Here is a 20,914-nt window from a genome sequence, read left to right as displayed (position 1 = left end):
TTTTAGTTGTTTTTCTTGTTTCGTAACCAACGGAATAATTGGTGCTTCAGAGATAATTTTCGCGTATAATCTTTTTCATATCCATACCCATATCCATAATTATAGGAATAAGTATAATTGGATGAATAGATTTTATTTTGACCAACATTATTAATTATCAATCCAAATTGTGATGAATTGTTGTTGATATGGTGAAATTCTTCTATATGTTTGATAAGTTTCTTTTCAGTAAAGTTTGCACGAGTCACAAATAGTATTGTCTCTGCTATATTTGAAATCATAGTAGTATCGGTTACTAATAATGTAGGTGCTGTATCTACAATCACATAATCATACTTTTCTTTTAAGGTGTCAATTATTTCTTTAAAGCGCGGGCTAGCAAGTAATTCAGCTGGGTTGGGTGGTATTGTCCCAGAAAAAATAACATCAAAATCCAATTTATAATGCTGATTGTCTTCTTTTGATGTGATAATATCTTCTAGCGTTATAGCTTCATCGAAAATATAATCGGAAATTCCTTTTTTCCCAGCTCTATTGTAATTAAGCATTGTATGAAGTTGGGGATTTCGTAAATCTGCTCCTAATAAAATGACTTTTTTATTGGTGGAAGCTAAAGTAATGGCTAAATTCAAGGATACAAAGGTTTTCCCTTCACCTTTGATTGAAGACGTAACAAATATTACTTGGTCTTTAATTTTTTTATTTGCACTCTGTAAAAACAATAAATTTGTTCGAAGCATTCTAAAAGATTCAGATAACACCGACCGGTCAAATGCCCGTATCAATTTATTTTCAGTTTCTTGTACAAATGGAATTTCTCCGATAATCGGTATTTTTATCCGAGTTTCTACATCGGTTTTAGACTGTATTTTATCATTCGAAACAAAGTAAAAATAGATGATAATAATCGGTAAAATCAAACCGATTAAAAATGCGATGGAGAGGAATAATGTTCGATCAGGAAATATTGGAGTTTTATTATAATTGGGGTATTCAATTAGTTTTATAGTTGGATTAGTTATGGCTAGATTAACGGCTGCTTCCTCTCTTTTTTGAAGTAATAAAATGTATAGCGATTCTTTGATATTTTGTTGACGTTCAATTGCGCGTAATGATTTTTCATTATCGGGAATTCGATTGTAGTTTTTTAAACTTTGTCCATTGATTTTAATCAATTCGTTTTTTTGATAATTTAAAGTGTTTTTATAGCCTACAATCGTGGCTTTTAAATTATTTTTTACTGGATTAATCTGTTGAGTTAGAGTCGCTACTAATGGATTTGATTTTCCACCACCTTCTGAAATAAATTTATTTCTATTAATAATAATATCATTATACTTATTACTCAGAACATTTATTTCATTATTTGTGATGCCTAAATTGACCGGTAGGAGTTCAAATTCTTTATTGGATTGTAAGGCTCCAAACATTAAGTCGGTTAAGGCTAGTTGAGTGTCAATTTTTTCAATTTCATTACCAGAAGTGTAGCTTTTTTGCATCAAAACACCAGCATCTGCTTCAAGAAATGACAGCCCTTGGGATTTTTTGTATTGTGCTTTTTGATTCTCAATAGAATCCAATTCTGAAAATAAAAAATGAAACCTTGAATCAACAAATTCTATAGTTTTCTCAAATACAAGCTGTCTATCATTTACTCCGTCATTATCAAAAGTCGAAATTAAAGCCGCAAGGATCGCATTAATTTTTGCAGTGTTTCCGCCTTTTAATACGAGTTTTAATATATTACTCTGATTTCCTTGTTTAGTAATCGTTAAATTATTCGTAAGTTCATTCAACACTTGATTTTTTGCTTTTAATACCACAATAAAATCTTTTTGTTTTTTTGAACTCGCAACATTTCTAGAAAGTACAGAAAATGGAATGCTGTAATTAAAGTTAGTTGTATTTAAAGGATATACTTTTGAATCATTATTGACGGTATAGCCGTTCTCTTTTAGGCTGATTTCAAAGGTGAAGCTTTTATCTTTTAACTCGTTTTTTTCTACTCCCCAAACAATTTTAAATGGGGCGGTGTCCCATAATTCAATTGACTTTATTTTACCATTTGAATAAATTTCTGTCTGCAATTCAAGACTGTCAATGACTTTATTAAATATTCGAGTTGATTTGAAAAGTTCAATTTCATTTTCTAAATCTTTATCGTTTTCTCCAAAAATATTGAAAGAATTAGAGGGTAATTTGAACGTGTTATTCGATTGGTCTAGTATTTGGATTTTAGCTTGCGTTGAATAAACATCGCTAACATATCTTAAATAAAGGTAGGTAGAGGTGACAAAAAGAATACATGAGAGCAAAATCCATTTCCAAAAATAAAGATATTTGAAAAGTTCTTCTTTAAAATTGAATTGTATTTCACTACCCTCCATTTATCTAGATAATAAGATGATTGCTAAAATTGTAGAAACACTAACTGAGGCTATTGTTAATAAATTGCCTAAGCTTTTTATATATCCGCCCGTTTTTACTTTGGCATCATTGGGAAGTACATAAATAATATCATTTGGTTTGATATAGTAATATTCGCTAGAAAACCAGTCTTTGGTGGTCAAATCTAAATTGTGGTATTTTAATGTTCCTCCGTCATCACGGATTAAATAAACTTTATTCCGAACTCCATTTATAGTTAAATCTCCCGCATAACCTAAGGCCTGTAATAATGATATGTTTTCTTCTTGATAGTTGTATGTGCCCGGTTTATTAACTTCGCCTAAAACGGTGAATTTTGAATTTAATAAACGAACACTAACGATAGGGTTATATAAATGACCTCCATTGATTAATAATTGTGTAATAACCTGTTCTAATTCAGAGCAACTTAAATCAACGGTATTGATTTTTCCTAAAATGGGGATAGTAATAAACCCGTCATTATTAACTAAATAACCATTAGAGATTTGTGATCCATCCAAGTTATATGATTTTGCAATTTCAGCCGAAGTTGAAGTGATTTGTACATTTAGGATATCATTTTTGGCAATCTTAGTGCTAGAGACTTTAGTAACATCCGTTACGTTAGTATTGATATTGTTGAAGTAAATAATGTCTTTTTGCGTTGTACAGGACGAAATAATAAATACAATCAATAATAGACACGCTCTTTTCATTAAATTATTCGATTTAAAGTAAAATTAAATTTTATTATTGAATTGTAAAATAGTTACAAAAATAATCAAATCGAGTTTATATTTTTCCCATATAACAAGAAGTTCTGTTTTCTTAACAATTAGTTAAAGTAGGGGAGAGTTAAATGACCATCAGATTACACCCGCGTATATCCGAGTGATCAAAGCGGCCGAGTACTTCAAAGGAGTTGTTCGCATATTTTCTGCCTAAATCTTGAGTAGCAATGAAGGAACAAGAATTGTAATTGGCAAGATCGATTACATTGATGCCCCCGTTTTTACCATCGGCAAGATAGTGTAATGGATCTTCGGGATCCCGAATCAAGATTTGCATCCAATTGGGACATTCAAAAATACCTTCGCCGAAAGAATAGGCCTGCGAGAGTAATTCGGTCATCCCATATTCAGAGTGGATGGTAGGGACTCCAAAACCAGCACAAAGGGTAGCGTGTAGTTCCTCCCGAATCATTTCTTTTCGTTTTCCTTTCATTCCACCCGTTTCCATGACAATTGTGTTGTTTAAGGGAAATATTTCTTTTTCGATAAGGTCTAAAAGCGCATAGGTTACCCCAAGCAACAAAACATTTTGACCAGAAGCATCCAACATTTTAAGTTTTTGGATTAGTTCATCATAATTATTCAGATAGAAACCGCTATGCTCATTTTGTGACTTTTCGATTAAATCTTCAACCATATAAATAAGTGAAGACCCCTCACGCTCCAAATACGATGGTAGTACAGCAAGCACAGCATAATCTTCAATATTTCCATAAAAATTAGAAAATGCGGCTCGGAAACTTTGGGTGTATAGATTTACATCGGTTACATGGTGCCGACTAGTCATTGCTCCTGTAGTACCACTGCTAGTAAAAGTTATCTGAATGGGGTCCGAAGTAGCAACCACTTTTCTGCTTTTGAAAAATTGAATAGGCAAAAAAGGGATAGCTTTTATCGATTTAACTGCAGTTTTCTCAATGGATAATAAGTCACAAAATTCACGATACACAGCATTGTTTTCGTATTGATACCGGAAGACCTTCAGCGCCATTTTTTCAAATTGCTTGGAGTTGGCTATTGTAAAAACATCGTGCGGTTCCATGGATCAAAAATACAAAATAAAAAAGCCCCGACAAATTGCCGGGGCTTGATCGAAATATGTATTGTAATTATTCAATAATTAATTTTTGAACCGCAGTGTTGCCGTTTTCAGTAATTTGAACTACATACAACCCTTTGTTTAATCCACTTACATTGACAGCATCAGTTTTAGAAGTAGTCAATACTTCTTTGCCAATCATATCGAATATACGAACCGATTTTGTTGTATTTGCTTCTGTATTGATGTAAAACAATCCGTTTTTCACAGGGTTTGGATAAATTGATAATCCATTAATTGTGTTACTTGAATTACTTAAGGTAAAGTTAGGCGTTGTAGTTATTGATAACTCGTCAATTTTCATTGCAGGCGTTGCTGATGGTGAATCTTGACGTAAAATAAAATTAGCTAAACTGGTTAATGCAGTTGCAGGTGAAACCACTACAGCTGGAGCGCCTGTTCCTCCAATAGTTGGGTTTACATACAATCCCAATAGATTGTTTGTGAAATCATATCGTAATACTAAATATTGTGTAGTTCCAACGGAATAAGTTGAACTAGACCAAACAATATCTGTAGTTGTAATTGTTGGGCTCAAACCATATTGGAAAGTAGTTCCGTCTGTTTTGAAATAAATACGTGCAACCGAAAACGTATTACTTGCGTTTGATAATACAGCAAAATAAGTTTGACCTGTAGTTGAAATTCCGGTTAAATCGGTTACACTTACTAAGAAAGATGTAAATAATTCGCCAGAAGTTGTATCGGTGAATGGTAATAAGGTATCACTTCCTGTTCCTGCAAAAGCAACAGAATTTCCTGTAGAATTGATGCCAGGATAGGTTAAATTGCCGGTAACAGCTAAGATTTCATCAGCACCAGTCGAAGTGTTTTTCCATTTTTGTGAAGTATTTAAAGCCGTTCCCTGAGTGTAATTAAAAGGCTCGCTAACCGGTAAAGCATTTGTTTCTATACAAAAGTCAGGACTAGTTCCGGTAATAGGGAAATTACATGCCGTACTTGTAACAGTAATTGAATAACTATTTCCTTCGGTAAAAGTTACCACAATGTTACCTGCAGCAACCGTAGAAGGATTATCACCACTAATAGCTCCAGAAGTAGAAATAGCATACGTTGTTGTGCCACCACCTGTGTAAGGTATTGTTACGGTATAATTGTCAATATTGGAAGTAGATGTTAAACATGCAACAACTGGATTGGATAATGTTAATGGGCAAATACCACCAGAAGCATTAACTAATTTAACATCGTCTAATCGAATCTGACCTGAAGTCGTTGAAGGATTCGTGAAACGAATAGATAATGTTGAAGATGCAGGTATAGATCCAGGAGTAATGGTAACTAAATTCCAACTTGTATTTGTATTATCTGTAAAGGTAATAGGTGTCCAAGTTGTGCCATTTGTACTTACTTCAACTACTAATTGTGGGTTAGCACTACCATTTTTTAAATAGCCAAAACTCAACACTAAATTAGCACTTTGAAAGGCAGATGTATTGATTCCGTCAATTTGAAATACTTGACCAACACTTGCGGTAACTCCCATATATACATGAGAAGAGCCCGAAGCACCTACATAATTAGATAAGGTTCCCGAAGTACGAACAGAACTCGTTCCTGAGAAAACTATTGGCGCAGCATTTTGATACCCTGTGTAAGCTGAAACTGCAGGAAAAGGTGATGCAGTTGGAGCAGTTGTGCCAAAACTTTCAGAAAAAATGGTCTGTCCAAAAGATAAAAAAGATAGTAATCCAATAACTAATAAGTAAATTTTTTTCATTGTTGAAAATTTAAATTAAGCATACAAAGATACGCACTATTTTTAGATTTAATTGAAGAGTACGTTAAAAAAAGATGAAATCAGATGTTTCAACTATCTGACAATAAGTTTTCTAGTGGCACTAGCGTCACCTTCTTCAATTTTGATAAAATAAACACCAGGCTGTAAAGTAGCAATGTTTAATTCACGTGAAGACAATAGCGTTTGAAATACTTTTTTACCTAACACATCGTATATCGTGATGTTTTTATCGTCATTGTTGCGCGTGGTTATGTATAATTTACCACCCGTAACAGGATTAGGGTAAAAACTCAGACCCTCGATGGAGTTGCTCTCCTTCAAGTTCGGCTTAACTTCTTGAGCAGCTACAGAAGCAGTGGCAAGAACTAAGAAAAATAAAACAATATATATGTAGTTTTTTGTCATGAGTCTACAAAGAATTAAGCAAATATAATTTATTTATTTCAAATACAATGCCAATAAATAAAAAAATACTTTCAATCGAATTAATTTACAAGTGCAATGGATTAATTTTTAGAATCTAAGAAATATATTTTCAATATTTTTTCATTTCAACTGATATTCCTCTTTAAATTTTGGTTGACAATCCTGATAATTATTTTCTGGAAAGCATAATTTAAAACTTTAAAGATTAAATTATTGTTAAATCAAATTCGATTTCCAGAAAACATCTTTTTAGTAGTATATTTACATTAAATAAAATTGCGTATCCTTACGTTATGAAGAAAAAAGACATTAAAATCTTGTTAGTTGATGATGAGCAAGATATCCTAGAAATTGTAGGGTATAATTTGGCACAAGAGGGGTATCGAATTGTTACTGCCTCCAACGGTAGAGATGCCATTGTAATGGCCAAGAAAGAACGGCCCCACTTAATTATCATGGATGTCATGATGCCTGAAATGGACGGTATGGAAGCTTGTGAAAATATTCGTAAAATTCCCGAACTATCAAATGTTATCATTGCCTTTTTAACGGCTCGTAATGAAGATTACTCTCAAGTTGCTGGTTTTGATGCCGGAGCCGATGATTATATTGCCAAGCCCATAAAGCCGAAATTACTCGTTAGTAGAGTTAAAGCGTTATTACGACGCTTGAATGAAGATTCTGTAGTGAACGAAAATATTACAGTGGGTGACATCGAGATTAACCGCGAAGAATACAAAATTATTCAGGAAGGTATTGAAATTATTTTACCTCGAAAAGAATTTGAATTGTTTTATTTGTTAGCTTCTAAACCTGGAAAAGTTTTCAAACGGGAAGAAATTCTTGATAAAGTCTGGGGTAATGAAGTTATTGTAGGTGGTCGAACCATCGATGTGCATATTCGCAAACTTCGTGAAAAAATTGGTGAAGATTTGTTTAAAACCATTAAAGGGGTTGGCTACAAGTTTGAGCTTTAATTTTTGTATTTATAACTCCAACAATAGAATTAGTTCATGGGCTTTAAAATTAAAAAGACATACACCTTTGCCGTTGTTTCAGCCCTGTACATTGCCTTGTTCTCAACCGCTCTTTTGTCGATAATACAATTGTTTTTCTCTCATTTTTATTGGGAGCTTACATTTCTTTTTTCATTAGGAATCTTTATCTTTTCTGTATTAGTGATTCAATACCGTTCCGAACGATTTATTTACCAACGGGTAAAAAAAATATATAATGAAATTTCTTTGTTGGACTCTGCTTCACTTAGAAGTAAATCCATTACAACCGATATGGCAACCCTAGAGCGTGAAGTAAAAAAATATGCAGCAATTAAAAAAATTGAGTTAGAAAATTTAAAAGAACGCGAAGAATACCGTCGCGAATTCATGGGAAATGTATCGCATGAATTAAAAACCCCATTATTTACTGTTCAAGGCTATATTGACACCTTAATTGATGGAGTTAAAGTTAGAGAACAAAGACAAACGTACCTGGAAAGAGCACAAAAAGGAGTTGAACGTTTGGTATATATCGTCGAGGATTTGGATATGATTGCCAAATTAGAAATGGGAGAACTTTCATTGGACTATTCCGAATTTAATATTGTGAATTTAACACAGAACGTTTTTGATATGTTGGAGATGCAAGCCGACAAGAAGAATATTATTCTAATGTTTGATCGTAAATACAGTAAAACCATCAAAGTAAAGGCCGACAAAGAAAAAATACGTCAAGTATTGATTAACTTGATTATGAATTCGATAAAGTATGGCAAAGAAAATGGGACCACTGAAGTTACCATAGAAGATTTGATTAATAACAAAATTATTGTTCGTGTTCGCGATAATGGTGAGGGTATTGAGCCCCAGAATATAACAAGAATTTTTGAACGCTTTTATAGAGTAGATAAGAGTGGTGCGCGAAGTGAAGGCGGTTCAGGTCTAGGTTTATCAATTGTAAAACATATTATCGAGCGACACGATGAAAAAATTTACGTCGAGAGTGAATTTGGAATCGGTTCTGAATTTTCATTTACGCTGGAAAAGTGCGAATAAATTTTTAGGAAATTGTTGGGTTATTGAAACAGGTAAACCTTGATAAAAGAAAGCCGATTTTAATTTTTTGATAGATAAATCTTTCTGATTGCACATTAAAACCATTCCTTTTTTATGAAAATACTTTGCTAAGTAGACTTGTTCATATTGGCCAGGTGTAGGAATAAAAACCGCTTTTTTCTCCAAGCGCGCCAAATCCATAATAGTAGTATATCCCGAACGACAAATCACCATTTTACAGCTTGCAATCGCATTTGCAATCGCTTGACTGGTAAGGTAATTGACAATTGTAAATGGAGGTTCATATCGAATGGGTTGGTCTTCAATTACGCCACGGATTAAGAAAATTTTTCCTTCATACGACTGCATTTCTTGACGAATTTTTTCTTCCAGCAAACTTCTTTGCGGCTCGGGACCCGAGAGTAAAACCGTAAAATCGTATTCCTGGGGGATGTCTATTTTTTCTAAACGACTTAAAGGCCCGATATAGCGGGTATTTTTTATTCTCATTTTGGGATGGCCAAGCTCTCCGCTAAGATTTACAACACCTTCCCAATCGGGCACCCAACACTCATCAAATTTTTTGATAAATAAACGATGCAAATAACTCGAGATCCATGTTGTTTTTCCAGAAAAAACGGTTAGTTGATGGGTGATGATAACCGATGGTACTTGTTTACTGTTCGCGCCCAAGCGGTTGTCTGAGATAATTCCCTTCAACTGAAAATCAGTAATCCATTGGTTGATGATTTTTTTTTCTTCTCGGATGGATTTTATTGTTTTCGGACTGTTTTTTATCAACTTCCATTTAAAATTCTTCGGGTTCTTCGCATATTCAATATGGTAGGAGGGGAGTTCCAAGCATTGGAGCTCAGGAAATTCTCTTTTTAACAGTTGCAAAGCTGCCCCGTCACTTGCGATAATAGGTGTAAAACCTTCGTTTTGAAGTTGACGGATAATAGGTATACACCGTGTTGCATGTCCAAGGCCCCAATTTAAAGGAGCTACTAGTATATTTTTTGGGTGTTCCATAATACAAAAGTAAAAGAATTTGTAATGCCGTACTTTTCTTTAATTTTGTCAAAACATTAAGAAATCACGTGGGAAGCAAAAACAAACGGAAACGATTTAACGAAAACGCCAATTTTAACAACGTAATTCAACCAACCCGTGAAGAGGTTGTCGAAGGACGATTTCCTTTTCGAGGAAAATGGCGCCAATTTTTTAACAACGATAATCCGATCATTATTGAGTTGGGTTGTGGTAAAGGTGAGTATACAGTTGGATTAGCCCAACGCAATCCCAATGTGAATTACATCGGGATTGATATCAAAGGGGCGCGTTTTTGGCGCGGTGCGAAAACAGCTGTAGAATCGGGTATGCCCAACGTTGCCTTTGTGCGTACGCAAATTGAATTGATTACGTTCATTTTTGACGAAAACGAAGTGGATGAAATTTGGATTACCTTTCCCGATCCTCAAATCAAATACAAGCGAACCAAACACCGGATGACTAATGTCGAATTTTTAAATCGGTATAAAAAGATTTTGAAAAACGAAGGCTTTGTAAATTTAAAAACCGATAGCGAATTCATGCACGGCTACACCTTAGGATTACTCCACGGATTGGGATATGAAATTGTGTATGCGAATCATAATATTTACCACAATTTAGGCGCTCCAAGTGAAGTAACCGAAATAAAAACGTTTTACGAGCAGCAGTATTTGCAAATTAATAAAGCGATTACGTATATTCGTTTCAAAATCAATTCGTTTTCAAACTAACGTGAATACATGACTTTGATTGTCCCATTTTTTGCGGGATTGGTAGCCGCTCTTGTAGGTGTTTTACCTCCAGGGCTAATCAATATGACCGTCGCCAAAGTGCGTTTAACCGATGGATTGAAGCGCGCTATGGTATTTACGTTGGGAGCCCTTATGGTCATTGCGGTTCAAACCTATGTGTCTCTTTTATTTGCGCGTTATATCAGTTTGCATAATGAAGTAGTGACAACCTTACGTGCCATTGGATTTATCGTGTTTGTGCTACTGACCTTTTATTTTTTCTTTTTTGCAAAAAAGCCCGATTTAAATAACCGTCGAATCGAACTCAAAAGTAAACGCAGTCGCTTCTTTTTGGGTATGTTAATTTCGGGATTAAATGTATTGCCAATTCCCTATTATGTCTTTGTTAGCGTAAACTTGGCTTCCTCGGGTTATTTTGATTTTCAACTTGCTCAAGAAATCAGTTTAGTGTTAGGAGTAATCACCGGGTCGTTTTTGGTCTTTAACGGATATATGATTTTTATCCATCACTTGCAATCGAAAACCGATTTCTTCATTAAAAATATGAACCGAATGATTGGGTCAATTACCGCTCTGGTGGCCTTACTCACTTTTTGGAATATACTAAAACAAGATGGCTAAAGATCCAAATAACAATCATTTTTTTGAGCGTGTTTATGCGCTTGTTCGTCAAATACCTGAAGGAAAAGTTACTTCCTATGGGGCTATTGCAAAAGCGCTTGGCGCTGCACGTTCTGCACGTATGGTCGGCTGGGCGATGAATGCAAGCCATCATCTGGAAGATGTACCTGCTCATCGCGTTGTAAACCGAATGGGATTACTCTCGGGGAAACACCATTTTGAGGGGACTAATCTAATGCAACAGTTGCTCGAGAGTGAAGGAATTCAAGTGGAAAACGATCAAATTATTGATTTCAAAAATCATTTTTGGCAACCTGAAATCAGCTCCGAATAAGGTCCATGAATTGTACGATCAATTGGTTTTCATATTCAAAATGGCTTTCATCTTCCAAATTTTCTTGAGGAACATGTTCGGTTTTGTGGTGGTAAATACGCCAACGTTTGTGGTGGTATTCCAAAGCCGTTAGATTTTCTATCCAATCGCCTGAGTTAAGGTAAAGGGTCGATCCTTTTTTTGTAGTCACGGTTTCTATTTTGGGCTCATGAATATGTCCGCATATCACATAATCGTATTGATTCTCAATGGCAATTTCGGCACAGATAGTTTCAAAATCGGCAATAAATTTTACCGCACTTTTTACACTCGATTTAATTTTTTTGGAAAGCGAATAGGGCTCTTTCCCCATTTTTTTCAGTCCCCAATTAATTAATCGATTGAAGAGGATCATCAAATCATAACCCCAACCACCTAATTTAGCCAACCACTTTGCATGGATTATTGAAGCATCAAATACATCGCCATGAAAAATCCACGCTTTTTTGCCATCTAACGTAAGTGTGAGTTTATTTAATAAAGAAAAATTTCCTAAATGAACATCGGTAAACTTGCGCAATGCTTCATCGTGATTGCCTGTTAAATAATATACACGCGTTCCTTTAGTACTAAGTGAAATAATCTTTTTGAGGACTTTTTGGTGTGCTGTAGGGAAATACGATTTTCGGAATTGCCAAATGTCAATGATATCGCCATTCAAGATTAACGTATTGGGTTTAATAGTGTTTAAGTATTCTAAAACGGCTGTGGCATGACAACCATACGTGCCCAAATGAATATCGGAGAGCACCACTACATCGACTTTGCGCTTTTTCAAACTAGTTTTATTTTTTACAAAATTCAACCAATTATGTTGCGTAACCGTAATTCTAATTTTATTAAAAAGTAAAAGTTTTTGGTGAAGATTACGCGAATGTTAGCCCCGGTCGCAGTGAAAATCCTGACGGTGCGTGGCGACTGATCCGACCGCTGGCAGATTGCAACAAAGAACGGGTGTGTCTTGGATTAACGCAAAGGCATTATGCTCCAAAAATCAACCGCACAATCGTTTGCTATTGCCTGTTTAATGCTAAATATTTTCAATTTTTTAACGGTCGTTTCTCTCTAATTCCTTGTATCTTTGCAATCTAAAATCAGTCTTAATAAAAATGAAATTAGATCGTAAAGAAATCCTCAAAGCACTCGAGTCGATATCGATTGCTGGAGAGGGTAAAAATATGGTAGAAAGTGGTGCCGTGAAAAATGTGATGACCTTTGGTGATGAGGTAGTAATTGACCTGGTTTTAACCACACCTGCAATGCACATTAAAAAACGCGCGGAAGACGACATTCGTAAATTAATTCACGAACAGTTTTCGCCAGACGCTACAGTGAAGGTAAACATTAAAGTAGAAGCTCCTGAAAAGAATGAAATTAAAGGCCAACCGATTCCGGGTATACGCACTATTATTGCTGTAGCATCGGGTAAAGGCGGTGTTGGAAAATCAACTACAACCGCCAATTTAGCGGTAACTTTAGCCAAAATGGGTTTTAAAGTTGGAGTGTTGGATGCCGATATTTATGGTCCTTCCATGCCCATCATGTTTGATGTAGAAACGGAAAAACCTATCTCAGTCGAAGTGGAGGGAAAATCAAAAATGAAGCCCATTGAAAGCTATGAAATCAAACTGTTATCTATTGGATTCTTTACTTCGCCAAGTCAGGCGGTAATCTGGCGTGGTCCGATGGCCGCCAAGGCCTTGAATCAGATGATTTTTGATGCTGCTTGGGGCGAGTTGGATTTTATGCTCATCGATTTGCCTCCTGGAACAGGTGATATTCACCTTTCGATTATGCAATCGCTACCAATTACAGGGGCTGTGGTCGTGAGTACTCCCCAACAAGTCGCATTAGCCGATGCCCGCAAAGGTGTCGCTATGTTTCAATCGGAATCAATCAATGTTCCAGTACTAGGAATTATTGAAAATATGGCCTATTTCACCCCCGAAGAATTGCCAAACAACAAATACTATATCTTCGGAAAAGAGGGCGCTAAAAACTTAGCTTCCGACTTACAAGTGCCGTTCTTGGGAGAAGTTCCGTTGGTGCAAAGTATTCGAGAAGCTGGCGATTTTGGTCGTCCTGCAGCCTTACAAACGGCTTCACCATTGGAAAAAATATACGAAGAAGTTGCACGTAATGTGGTGCGCGAAGTGGTCAATCGCAACGAACATTTACCGCCTACTGAAGCGATCAAAATTACCACAATGGCGGGATGTTCAGCCGTGAAAAAAAACTAAACAATGCGTCGTTGGAGCAGTTGTTGCTGCCCTTCGGTTTATTAATATAATGAGGACATGAGTCAGGATCAATTAATTGAAAATATTGAAAAAGCGCTAGAAGAGATTCGCCCTTTTTTAAATTCAGATGGTGGTGATATCAAACTGGTTGCTATTGAGGAAGACAAACACGTGAAAGTGCGTTTTGAAGGGGCATGCATCGGTTGTAGTGTGAATCAAATGACGCTCAAAGCAGGAGTAGAAACTACAATTAAACGCTATGCTCCACAAATTGAAACGGTTGAAAATATTCAATAAAACATATTTGGGCGCGCCCCACGATGGATTAGATAGGTGTTTATCATTTGCAACCATCGGGGTCGGGCTTTTGGCACTCGCGTCCAAAAGGGCGCGCTCAAACAATGCCGCAATCCCTCGCGCAGTCTTCGCCAGACGTGACAATTATCATCAAATGATTCTGGAAGTTGGACGAATTTTGGGTCCGACTTATAAACACAATAACGAAAAATGATTACAACCGATATTTTAATAATTGGGGCCGGACCCACCGGACTCTTTGCTGTTTTTGAAGCGGGACTTTTGCAATTAAAATGCCACTTAATTGATGCATTGCCGCAACCGGGCGGACAGTTAGCCGAGCTCTATCCTAAAAAACCAATTTTTGATATCCCCGGTTATCCTGAGGTTATGGCGGGTGAATTGGTTCATAATTTGATGGAACAAATCAAACAGTTTCAACCGGGTTTTACTTTAGGCGAAACGGCAGAAACCATTGATAAATTGGAAGACGGAACGTTTATTGTAACCACCAACAAAGGCACAAAACACCAAGCCAAGGCCATTGCAATTGCTGGCGGATTGGGAACTTTCGAGCCTCGCAAACCCTTGATTGAAAACATCGCCGATTACGAAGAAAAAGGAGTAGAGTATTTTGTGAAAGATCCAGAATTGTTCCGCGATAAACGTATTGTGATTGCGGGTGGAGGTGATTCTGCTCTCGATTGGAGTATCTTTCTATCTAACGTAGCTTCTGAGGTGACTTTAGTACACCGTAGAAATGAATTCCGAGGTGCTTTGGATTCTGTAGAAAAAGTACAAGAATTAAAAAAAATGGGCAAAATCAACTTGATTACTCCCGCCGAAATTATAGCAATCGAAGGAAACGGTCATGTCGAACGGTTAACATTAGACATCAATGGTGTACAACAATCCCTTGACACCGATTTTTTTATCCCCTTGTTTGGTCTAACACCGAAGTTGGGCGCTATCGCCAATTGGGGTTTGGAAATCGAAAAAAATGCCATAAAAGTCAATAATGCTTTGGATTACCAAACGAATATTGATGGTATCTATGCGATTGGGGATGTGAATACCTACCCCGGCAAATTAAAATTAATTCTGTGCGGTTTTCACGAAGCCACGTTGATGTGTCAAAGCGTTTACAATCGTTTAAATCCAGGAAAACGCTATGTGCTAAAGTATACCACCGTTTCAGGGGTAGATGGTTTTGACGGAACCCGTAAAGAAGCCGAAAAAGCAGTGGTGAAAGCAATTGATTAAAGTATGGCAACCGATATTACTATTTCCATTACCGATCGCGATGGGATAACCCATGAGGTTCAAGCACCCACCGATATGAACATGAACATCATGGAATTGGTGCGCGCCTATGAATTAGCGCCTGAAGGAACTATTGGTGTTTGCGGCGGAATGGCCATGTGTGCTTCGTGTCAATGTTATGTGCTCAACGATATAGAATTGCCCGAGAAAACTCCCGATGAAGAAGCCATGCTTTGGGAAGCCTATAATGTAAAGGATAATAGCCGTTTGGGTTGTCAGATTCACTTAACGACCGAAATCGACGGTTTGGCTATTGAATTGGCCCCCTTTGCTTAATCCTAATTTGAAATCCCTAATTTTTCTAAGGCTATCGGTAGGATACGCGTTACAAATTGGGTATAGGCCATAGTTGAAGGATGCAAGCCATCATTTGCTAATAAATTCGGTTGCTGTAAGCCCAATTGTGTAATATCGGTGATGTATATATAACTAATTTGTTGTTGTGAACAATAATCAGCGGCAAACTGATTGTAAGTTTGTAATGCTGTACTAATAGCGGGATTGCCATTTCCAAATGGGGTATAGGCATAGTCGGGAATCGACACTACAATTACTTTTGATTTGTCTCCGTTTGCTTTTTGAATGGCCGTTTGTACTAAGTTAGGAAATTCCGTTTGGTATACTGAAAACGGTGTGTTTTGGTATTGATTATTTACTCCGATCAGTAAAGTGACCAAGTCATAATTGTTGCTTAGCGTTCCTTGACTGATTGCGTTTTGTAATTGTGTTGTCGTCCAACCGGTTTGCGCCACTATTTTCAATGAAGTGCGTTGGTTTTTTCGACGTAAATTGATACTATCCTGTAATTGAGTTGGAAAGTTACAGGAGCTACAAACCGATTCCCCTTTGGTATAACTATCGCCCAACGCTAAAATTTTGATTATTCGATTGTCAACAACTGAAGTCATCGCGTTTTGATCAGAAGTACAGCTTCCGCCAAGACACGCAACAATCCATACAATCAAAAGGCGAATAGATTTCATCGATTAATTTTTTAAAGCTTCGGAAATGAGTAGTCCGATTAGCAAATGACTTCAATCAATAAAATACGTGTATTCACGAAATTCTAGCAATTGAAAGTGGGGTGGCCCATCTAAATGGGCTAAACAAGTTCGGCTTTTTGAATGAGTTGCGCTTCAATAGCATTCCATAAACCAATTCGTTTTTCCAAAGCTTGTTGCGAAACTTCCAGAACTTCATTCCATTTACTGGTATCATCTTCGCACAATTCGGTAATCATTTGCATTGCCATTGGTCCGTGTTCATCGCCATCTAAAGCAATATGCCTTTCAAAATAATAGATGAGATTCGATAAATCAGTTTCTGGGAAGTTTTGTTGAAAACGCTTTAAAATTTCCGTAAACATATTGGGAATCAAATCTTCTCTTCCAAAAGTAAAAGCAGCTGCAATTTGATGCGGTTTTCCTTCTTCAATAATACGGAATGTAAAATCTAAAAAAGCGCGCACGTTAGGGTGAACATCTGCGTGGTTAATTGAAACAAAAATATTTTGTGTTTTTTGAATAGCGGTAAGAAATTGTTGAACGGGCAGTACATTTGCGCCACATTGTATCATGGCGTCCAAATACATTTCATAATGACTCATTCGCCGACCATCTAATGCCAAATCGGTTTCTTCTGCTACGACAATCTCATTAATTAAATAGCGGATTTCTGGATTTCCAATAGGCAACCAAGGCGTTGTTGTACAGGTTAATTTTTGTTGCAACGCTTTTAGTAAAGACATAAAGTCCCATACAGCATAAACATGATTTTCTAAGAAGCAGTGCAAGTCATCAATTGTTCTAACTTTCTCATAAAGAGAATGTTGTAACAACTGATCTTTTAAGGGTTGAATCGAGCGGTTGATTTCTCGGATATTCATAGCGTAATTTTTTCACAAAAGTAAAAATGCTACCCAAATAAAGGAAGCATTTTAAATCAATTTTATTTATTGTTTGATTTTTTTAAAGATTTTTTTTAATCAATTAAATGAGCCTTTTCTAAAACACAAATGAATAGCATTTGGTTGTATCAATTCAATAGGATGTTAATTTTTTTAAAAAACACCCTAGTATTAGATCTTAATTGTATTTTTAAAAACCACAAAAAATTAAAATGATGAGTAACAAATCTATCAACGTATTTTTATTGTTTTTACTTTTTTTCAATGTAGAATCTTACGCACAAAAAAAAGACAAACAGAGCCCTCCTGTAGCACAAGAAGCTAAAAAGCCTGAGGCTAAGAAAGAACCAAAGCCCTACAAAAAAGTTATCGACTCTACAGCAATCACACAAAAAGGATTAATAGATGTGCATAAAGTGTCGGATAAATACTTATTTGAAATTTCGAATGCATTAATTGGTAAAGAAATTATGACGACCACACGATATTCCAAAACTCCAGCAGGAGGTGGAATTTTTGGAGGTGAAGAAGTAAATCGACAGGTAGTTCGTTTTGAAAAAGGGTTAAACAATACGATTATTTTGCGTTCAATTACCTATGTGATTATGTCGACTGAAGAAGATAAGCCGATTACAAAATCGGTAAAAAATTCTAATGCCGATCCAATTATTGGGATTTATGACATATTAGCTTATAAAAAAGACGAAGCGGGTAAAGAAAATATAGCAAGTGTTATTGATATGACCTCTACTTTCGAGGCTGATATTCAAACCTTCTCTTTGGATCCTGTCAAAAAGCAGTTGTTAAGTATCCAAGCTTTTCAAAAAGATAAATCGTTTATTCAATTTGTAAAAAGTTTTCCTATCAATACTGAAATTAGAACCACAAAAACATTTAGTACAGTGGCGCCTCAAATTTCAAGATCACCCGCGCCAAAAATAGGTATTGATTTACCGGCAGGTTTAGAGGCGGGCGTGGTAACTATGGAGTTGAATACATCCTTTATTTTGTTGCCCGAAAAGCCTATGCGGAAACGTTCTTTTGATAAAAGAGTAGGATATTTTGCCAATCGCTATGAAGTATTTGAAGAAGATTCACATAAAGCAGATACCGATATTTTTGCTGTGCGATGGCGATTAGAACCCAAAAATGAAGAAGATGCTCAAAAACAAAAAAGAGGGGAGTTAATAGAGCCTTTAAAACCAATTGTATACTATATAGACCCGGCAACACCCGATAAGTGGAAATCATTCATCAAGCAAGGTATTGATGATTGGCAAGTAGCCTTTGAAGGTGCAGGGTGGAAAAACGCAATTCGCGGAGAATATTGGCCCGAAAATGATCCGACCATGAGTTTAGAGGATGCGCGTTTCTCGGTGTTGCGCTATTTTGCTGCCGAAATTCAGAATGCCTATGGTCCTAATGTTCATGACCCTAGAACAGGAGAGATTATGGAAAGTCATATAGGCTGGTATCATAATATTATGAGTCTGCTGCGCGATTGGTATTTGATTCAAACTGCCGCTGTGGATCCCAAAGCAAGAAACAAAAAGTTTGACGATAAATTAATGGGCGAATTAATTCGTTTTGTAGCGGCTCATGAAGTGGGTCATACGTTGGGCTTACGTCATAATATGGGAGCTAGTAATGCTACACCCGTTGAAATGTTGAGAGATCCAGGGTTTCAAAAGAAGAACGGTCATACGTCATCCATTATGGATTATGCCCGATTTAATTATGTAGCGCAACCTGGCGATGGGGTAACCGATTTATTTCCAAGAATTGGCGATTATGATAAATGGGCCATCAAATGGGGGTATTCCTATTTTCATGATGCAAAATCAGAAGACGAAGAAAAAGCATTACTCAATGAAATGACCAAAGAAGCCTACAAAAATCGTAGACTTTGGTTTGGTACTGAAAGTAGTCCCTACGACCCGCGTTATCAAACCGAAGATTTAGGAGATAATGCCATGAAAGCCTCTGAATATGGTATAAAAAATTTAAAAATAATTTTACCAAACCTAATCGAATGGAGTAAAGAAAAAGGCGAAGATTATTCAGAATTAGAAGATATGTATAATGCTTTGGTGGGTCAATTTAGAAGGTATATGGGGCATGTTACGAAAAATGTTGGAGGAATATATGAAACGCCAAAGACCTATGATATGCAAGGAAACGAATACGAAACGGTACCCTCAAGTATTCAAAATGAAGCTGTAGCCTTTTTGAATAAGCAATTATTTAAAACACCTACTTGGTTGTTAGATCAGAATATCTTGGCAAAAATTTATCCCGATAAAGGCGTTGAACTCATTCGAGGAATTCAAGTCGGAACCCTCTCCAGTCTGTTATCCTTTGACCGAATGGCTCGTTTAATGGAAACCGCATCTTTAGGTAAAGAGAATTACTCCGTAGATGAATTGTTGAGTGATTTGCAAAATGGAATTTTCTCCGAATTAAAAGCAAATGCACCTATTGATGTATACAGAAGAAATTTACAAAAAGCTTTTGTTTCAAAATTGATTGATGCCATCAATTTAGATAATAATGCCGTGGCCAATTTTAACGGAAGAAAAATTGTAATGGTAGATACCGATTTGCCCTCGATTGCTCGGGGTCACTTAATTGAGTTAAAAAGTCAATTAAAGGTCGCCAATACCACAACTACGGATCGTTTAAGTAAATTCCATATCACTGATTTAATCGCAAGAATTGATCAAGCGTTAAATCCAAATTAAAAAAGCAGTAGGCCTAAAACTAAAAATGCTTCACCAAGTGTGAAGCATTTTTTTATTGAAGCATTTGTTTGTTATTTGAATGCCGAAAAACCGGTAATGTCCATACCTGTAATCAACAAGTGAATATCGTGGGTTCCTTCATAGGTAATCACCGATTCTAAATTCATACTGTGACGCATAATAGAATACTCTCCCGTAATACCCATACCTCCTAAAATCTGACGTGCTTCGCGTGCAATATTAATAGCCATATCAACATTGTTGCGTTTTGCCATCGAAATTTGCGCCGTTGTTGCTCTCCCTTCGTTACGTAATACTCCCAAACGCCAAGTTAATAACTGTGCTTTGGTAATTTCGGTAATCATTTCAGCTAATTTTTTTTGTTGCAATTGGGTAGCACCAATTGGTTTATCGAATTGCACACGTTCTTTTGCATACCGTAATGCAGTATCATAACAATCCATAGCTGCACCAATAGCACCCCAAGCAATTCCATAGCGCGCGGAGTCCAAACAACCCAGCGGCGCACCCAATCCCGATTTGTTGGGTAATAGGTTTTCTTTTGGAACTTTTACATTGTCAAAAATTAATTCGCCTGTTGCCGAAGCGCGCAACGACCATTTGTTGTGCGTTTCTGGAGTGGAAAATCCTTCCATACCACGCTCTACAATTAAACCGTGAATACGACCTTCTTCATTTTTTGCCCAAACGACAGCAATATCTGCAAAAGGAGCATTGGATATCCACATTTTGGCACCATTCAACAAATAATGATCGCCCATATCTTTGAAGTTGGTTACCATTCCGCCAGGATTTGATCCAAAGTCAGGCTCTGTCAATCCAAAACAACCCATCATTTCACCAGTGGCTAATTTCGGAAGGTATTTCATTCGCTGTTCTTCATTGCCATATTTCCAAATCGGGTACATTACTAATGAAGATTGTACCGATGAGGTCGATCGAACACCCGAGTCTCCACGTTCAATTTCTTGCATGATTAAACCGTAGGAAATTTGATCCAAACCAGCCCCGCCATATTCTACGGGGATATAAGGCCCAAATCCGCC

At 36.5% G+C, this 20,914-nt stretch carries 20 protein-coding genes and 1 pseudogene; 10 read left to right on the top strand and 11 right to left on the bottom strand.

Going from position 1 to position 20,914, the window contains the following annotated elements; all coding sequences use genetic code 11:
* Positions 1 to 2: 2 nt before the first annotated feature.
* From Q0039_RS03780 to Q0039_RS03760, 6 genes and pseudogenes are all read right to left on the bottom strand, one after another.
* Positions 3 to 2,087, bottom strand: a complete 2,085-nt coding sequence (locus Q0039_RS03780) for a tyrosine-protein kinase family protein (RefSeq protein ID WP_297509300.1) — start codon at positions 2,085 to 2,087, stop codon at positions 3 to 5.
* Between the two features lie 15 nt (positions 2,088 to 2,102).
* Positions 2,103 to 2,387: pseudogene (locus Q0039_RS10275) on the bottom strand (Wzz/FepE/Etk N-terminal domain-containing protein); the annotation flags it as partial.
* Complete coding sequence (locus tag Q0039_RS03775) at positions 2,388 to 3,125, bottom strand: polysaccharide biosynthesis/export family protein (RefSeq protein ID WP_297509297.1); 738 nt, start codon at positions 3,123 to 3,125, stop codon at positions 2,388 to 2,390. It lies immediately after the preceding pseudogene.
* A gap of 139 nt (positions 3,126 to 3,264) precedes the next feature.
* A complete protein-coding gene (locus Q0039_RS03770) occupies positions 3,265 to 4,242 on the bottom strand; it encodes an acyl transferase (protein WP_297509294.1) in 978 nt (325 codons plus the stop codon).
* Positions 4,243 to 4,309: 67 nt separating this feature from the next.
* On the bottom strand, positions 4,310 to 6,040 hold the full coding sequence (locus Q0039_RS03765; RefSeq protein WP_297509291.1) for a T9SS type A sorting domain-containing protein: 1,731 nt from the start codon (positions 6,038 to 6,040) through the stop codon (positions 4,310 to 4,312).
* 93 nt (positions 6,041 to 6,133) lie between these two features.
* Positions 6,134 to 6,466, bottom strand: a complete 333-nt coding sequence (locus Q0039_RS03760; protein ID WP_297509288.1) for a T9SS type A sorting domain-containing protein — start codon at positions 6,464 to 6,466, stop codon at positions 6,134 to 6,136.
* A gap of 314 nt (positions 6,467 to 6,780) precedes the next feature.
* Between Q0039_RS03760 and Q0039_RS03755 the strand changes: the two genes are divergently transcribed.
* The gene (locus Q0039_RS03755) at positions 6,781 to 7,464 is read left to right on the top strand and encodes a response regulator transcription factor (protein WP_297509285.1); all 684 of its coding nucleotides are present in this window, start codon (positions 6,781 to 6,783) and stop codon (positions 7,462 to 7,464) included.
* A 36-nt stretch (positions 7,465 to 7,500) separates the two neighbouring features.
* Positions 7,501 to 8,541: an ATP-binding protein gene (locus Q0039_RS03750; RefSeq protein ID WP_297509282.1), complete on the top strand. Its 1,041-nt coding sequence runs from the start codon at positions 7,501 to 7,503 to the stop codon at positions 8,539 to 8,541.
* Here the strand turns inward: Q0039_RS03750 and Q0039_RS03745 are convergent.
* Positions 8,515 to 9,573 (bottom strand): glycosyltransferase, encoded by a 1,059-nt coding sequence (locus tag Q0039_RS03745; RefSeq protein WP_297509279.1) that lies wholly within the window; start codon positions 9,571 to 9,573, stop codon positions 8,515 to 8,517. The two genes, Q0039_RS03750 and Q0039_RS03745, sit on opposite strands and share 27 nt — an antisense overlap.
* Positions 9,574 to 9,641: 68 nt before the next feature.
* Between Q0039_RS03745 and trmB the strand changes: the two genes are divergently transcribed.
* Genes trmB through Q0039_RS03730 form a run of 3 tightly spaced genes read left to right on the top strand, consistent with a single transcriptional unit; the run spans position 9,642 to position 11,301 of the window.
* Complete coding sequence (gene trmB, locus Q0039_RS03740; RefSeq protein WP_297509276.1) at positions 9,642 to 10,325, top strand: tRNA (guanosine(46)-N7)-methyltransferase TrmB; 684 nt, start codon at positions 9,642 to 9,644, stop codon at positions 10,323 to 10,325.
* Between the two features lie 9 nt (positions 10,326 to 10,334).
* On the top strand, positions 10,335 to 10,967 hold the full coding sequence (locus Q0039_RS03735) for a LysE family transporter (RefSeq protein WP_297509272.1): 633 nt from the start codon (positions 10,335 to 10,337) through the stop codon (positions 10,965 to 10,967).
* A complete protein-coding gene (locus Q0039_RS03730) occupies positions 10,960 to 11,301 on the top strand; it encodes an MGMT family protein (RefSeq protein ID WP_297509269.1) in 342 nt (113 codons plus the stop codon). Before Q0039_RS03735 ends, Q0039_RS03730 begins: the two co-directional genes overlap by 8 nt.
* Here Q0039_RS03730 and Q0039_RS03725 read toward each other — a convergent pair.
* A complete protein-coding gene (locus Q0039_RS03725; protein ID WP_297509266.1) occupies positions 11,288 to 12,118 on the bottom strand; it encodes a UDP-2,3-diacylglucosamine diphosphatase in 831 nt (276 codons plus the stop codon). The two genes, Q0039_RS03730 and Q0039_RS03725, sit on opposite strands and share 14 nt — an antisense overlap.
* 331 nt (positions 12,119 to 12,449) lie before the next feature.
* Between Q0039_RS03725 and Q0039_RS03720 the strand changes: the two genes are divergently transcribed.
* From Q0039_RS03720 to Q0039_RS03705, 4 genes are all read left to right on the top strand, one after another.
* The gene (locus Q0039_RS03720) at positions 12,450 to 13,580 is read left to right on the top strand and encodes an Mrp/NBP35 family ATP-binding protein (protein ID WP_297509263.1); all 1,131 of its coding nucleotides are present in this window, start codon (positions 12,450 to 12,452) and stop codon (positions 13,578 to 13,580) included.
* 57 nt (positions 13,581 to 13,637) lie between these two features.
* Positions 13,638 to 13,877, top strand: a complete 240-nt coding sequence (locus Q0039_RS03715) for a NifU family protein (protein WP_297509260.1) — start codon at positions 13,638 to 13,640, stop codon at positions 13,875 to 13,877.
* Between the two features lie 210 nt (positions 13,878 to 14,087).
* Positions 14,088 to 15,140 (top strand): NAD(P)/FAD-dependent oxidoreductase, encoded by a 1,053-nt coding sequence (locus Q0039_RS03710; RefSeq protein ID WP_297509257.1) that lies wholly within the window; start codon positions 14,088 to 14,090, stop codon positions 15,138 to 15,140.
* Between the two features lie 3 nt (positions 15,141 to 15,143).
* The gene (locus Q0039_RS03705) at positions 15,144 to 15,476 is read left to right on the top strand and encodes a 2Fe-2S iron-sulfur cluster-binding protein (RefSeq protein WP_297509254.1); all 333 of its coding nucleotides are present in this window, start codon (positions 15,144 to 15,146) and stop codon (positions 15,474 to 15,476) included.
* A 2-nt stretch (positions 15,477 to 15,478) separates the two neighbouring features.
* Here the strand turns inward: Q0039_RS03705 and Q0039_RS03700 are convergent, their stop codons facing one another.
* Both Q0039_RS03700 and Q0039_RS03695 read right to left on the bottom strand, forming a co-directional pair.
* Positions 15,479 to 16,183 carry an SGNH/GDSL hydrolase family protein gene (locus Q0039_RS03700; RefSeq protein WP_297509251.1) on the bottom strand — a complete coding sequence of 235 codons (705 nt, stop codon included), beginning with the start codon at positions 16,181 to 16,183 and terminating at the stop codon, positions 15,479 to 15,481.
* Positions 16,184 to 16,302: 119 nt separating this feature from the next.
* Positions 16,303 to 17,085 carry a DUF3050 domain-containing protein gene (locus Q0039_RS03695; RefSeq protein WP_297509248.1) on the bottom strand — a complete coding sequence of 261 codons (783 nt, stop codon included), beginning with the start codon at positions 17,083 to 17,085 and terminating at the stop codon, positions 16,303 to 16,305.
* Positions 17,086 to 17,321: 236 nt separating this feature from the next.
* Between Q0039_RS03695 and Q0039_RS03690 the strand changes: the two genes are divergently transcribed.
* Positions 17,322 to 19,847 carry a zinc-dependent metalloprotease gene (locus Q0039_RS03690; RefSeq protein ID WP_297509246.1) on the top strand — a complete coding sequence of 842 codons (2,526 nt, stop codon included), beginning with the start codon at positions 17,322 to 17,324 and terminating at the stop codon, positions 19,845 to 19,847.
* A 71-nt stretch (positions 19,848 to 19,918) separates the two neighbouring features.
* Here the strand turns inward: Q0039_RS03690 and Q0039_RS03685 are convergent.
* Positions 19,919 to 20,914 (bottom strand): acyl-CoA dehydrogenase family protein (locus tag Q0039_RS03685; protein ID WP_297509243.1); only part of this gene is annotated, 996 nt, incomplete at its 5' end.

Origin of the sequence: Flavobacterium sp. (genome assembly GCF_027484945.1) — a bacterium.
In the GTDB taxonomy this organism is placed as follows: Bacteria; Bacteroidota; Bacteroidia; order Flavobacteriales; family Flavobacteriaceae; genus Flavobacterium.
This window is presented reverse-complemented; position numbering and strand designations above follow the sequence as displayed.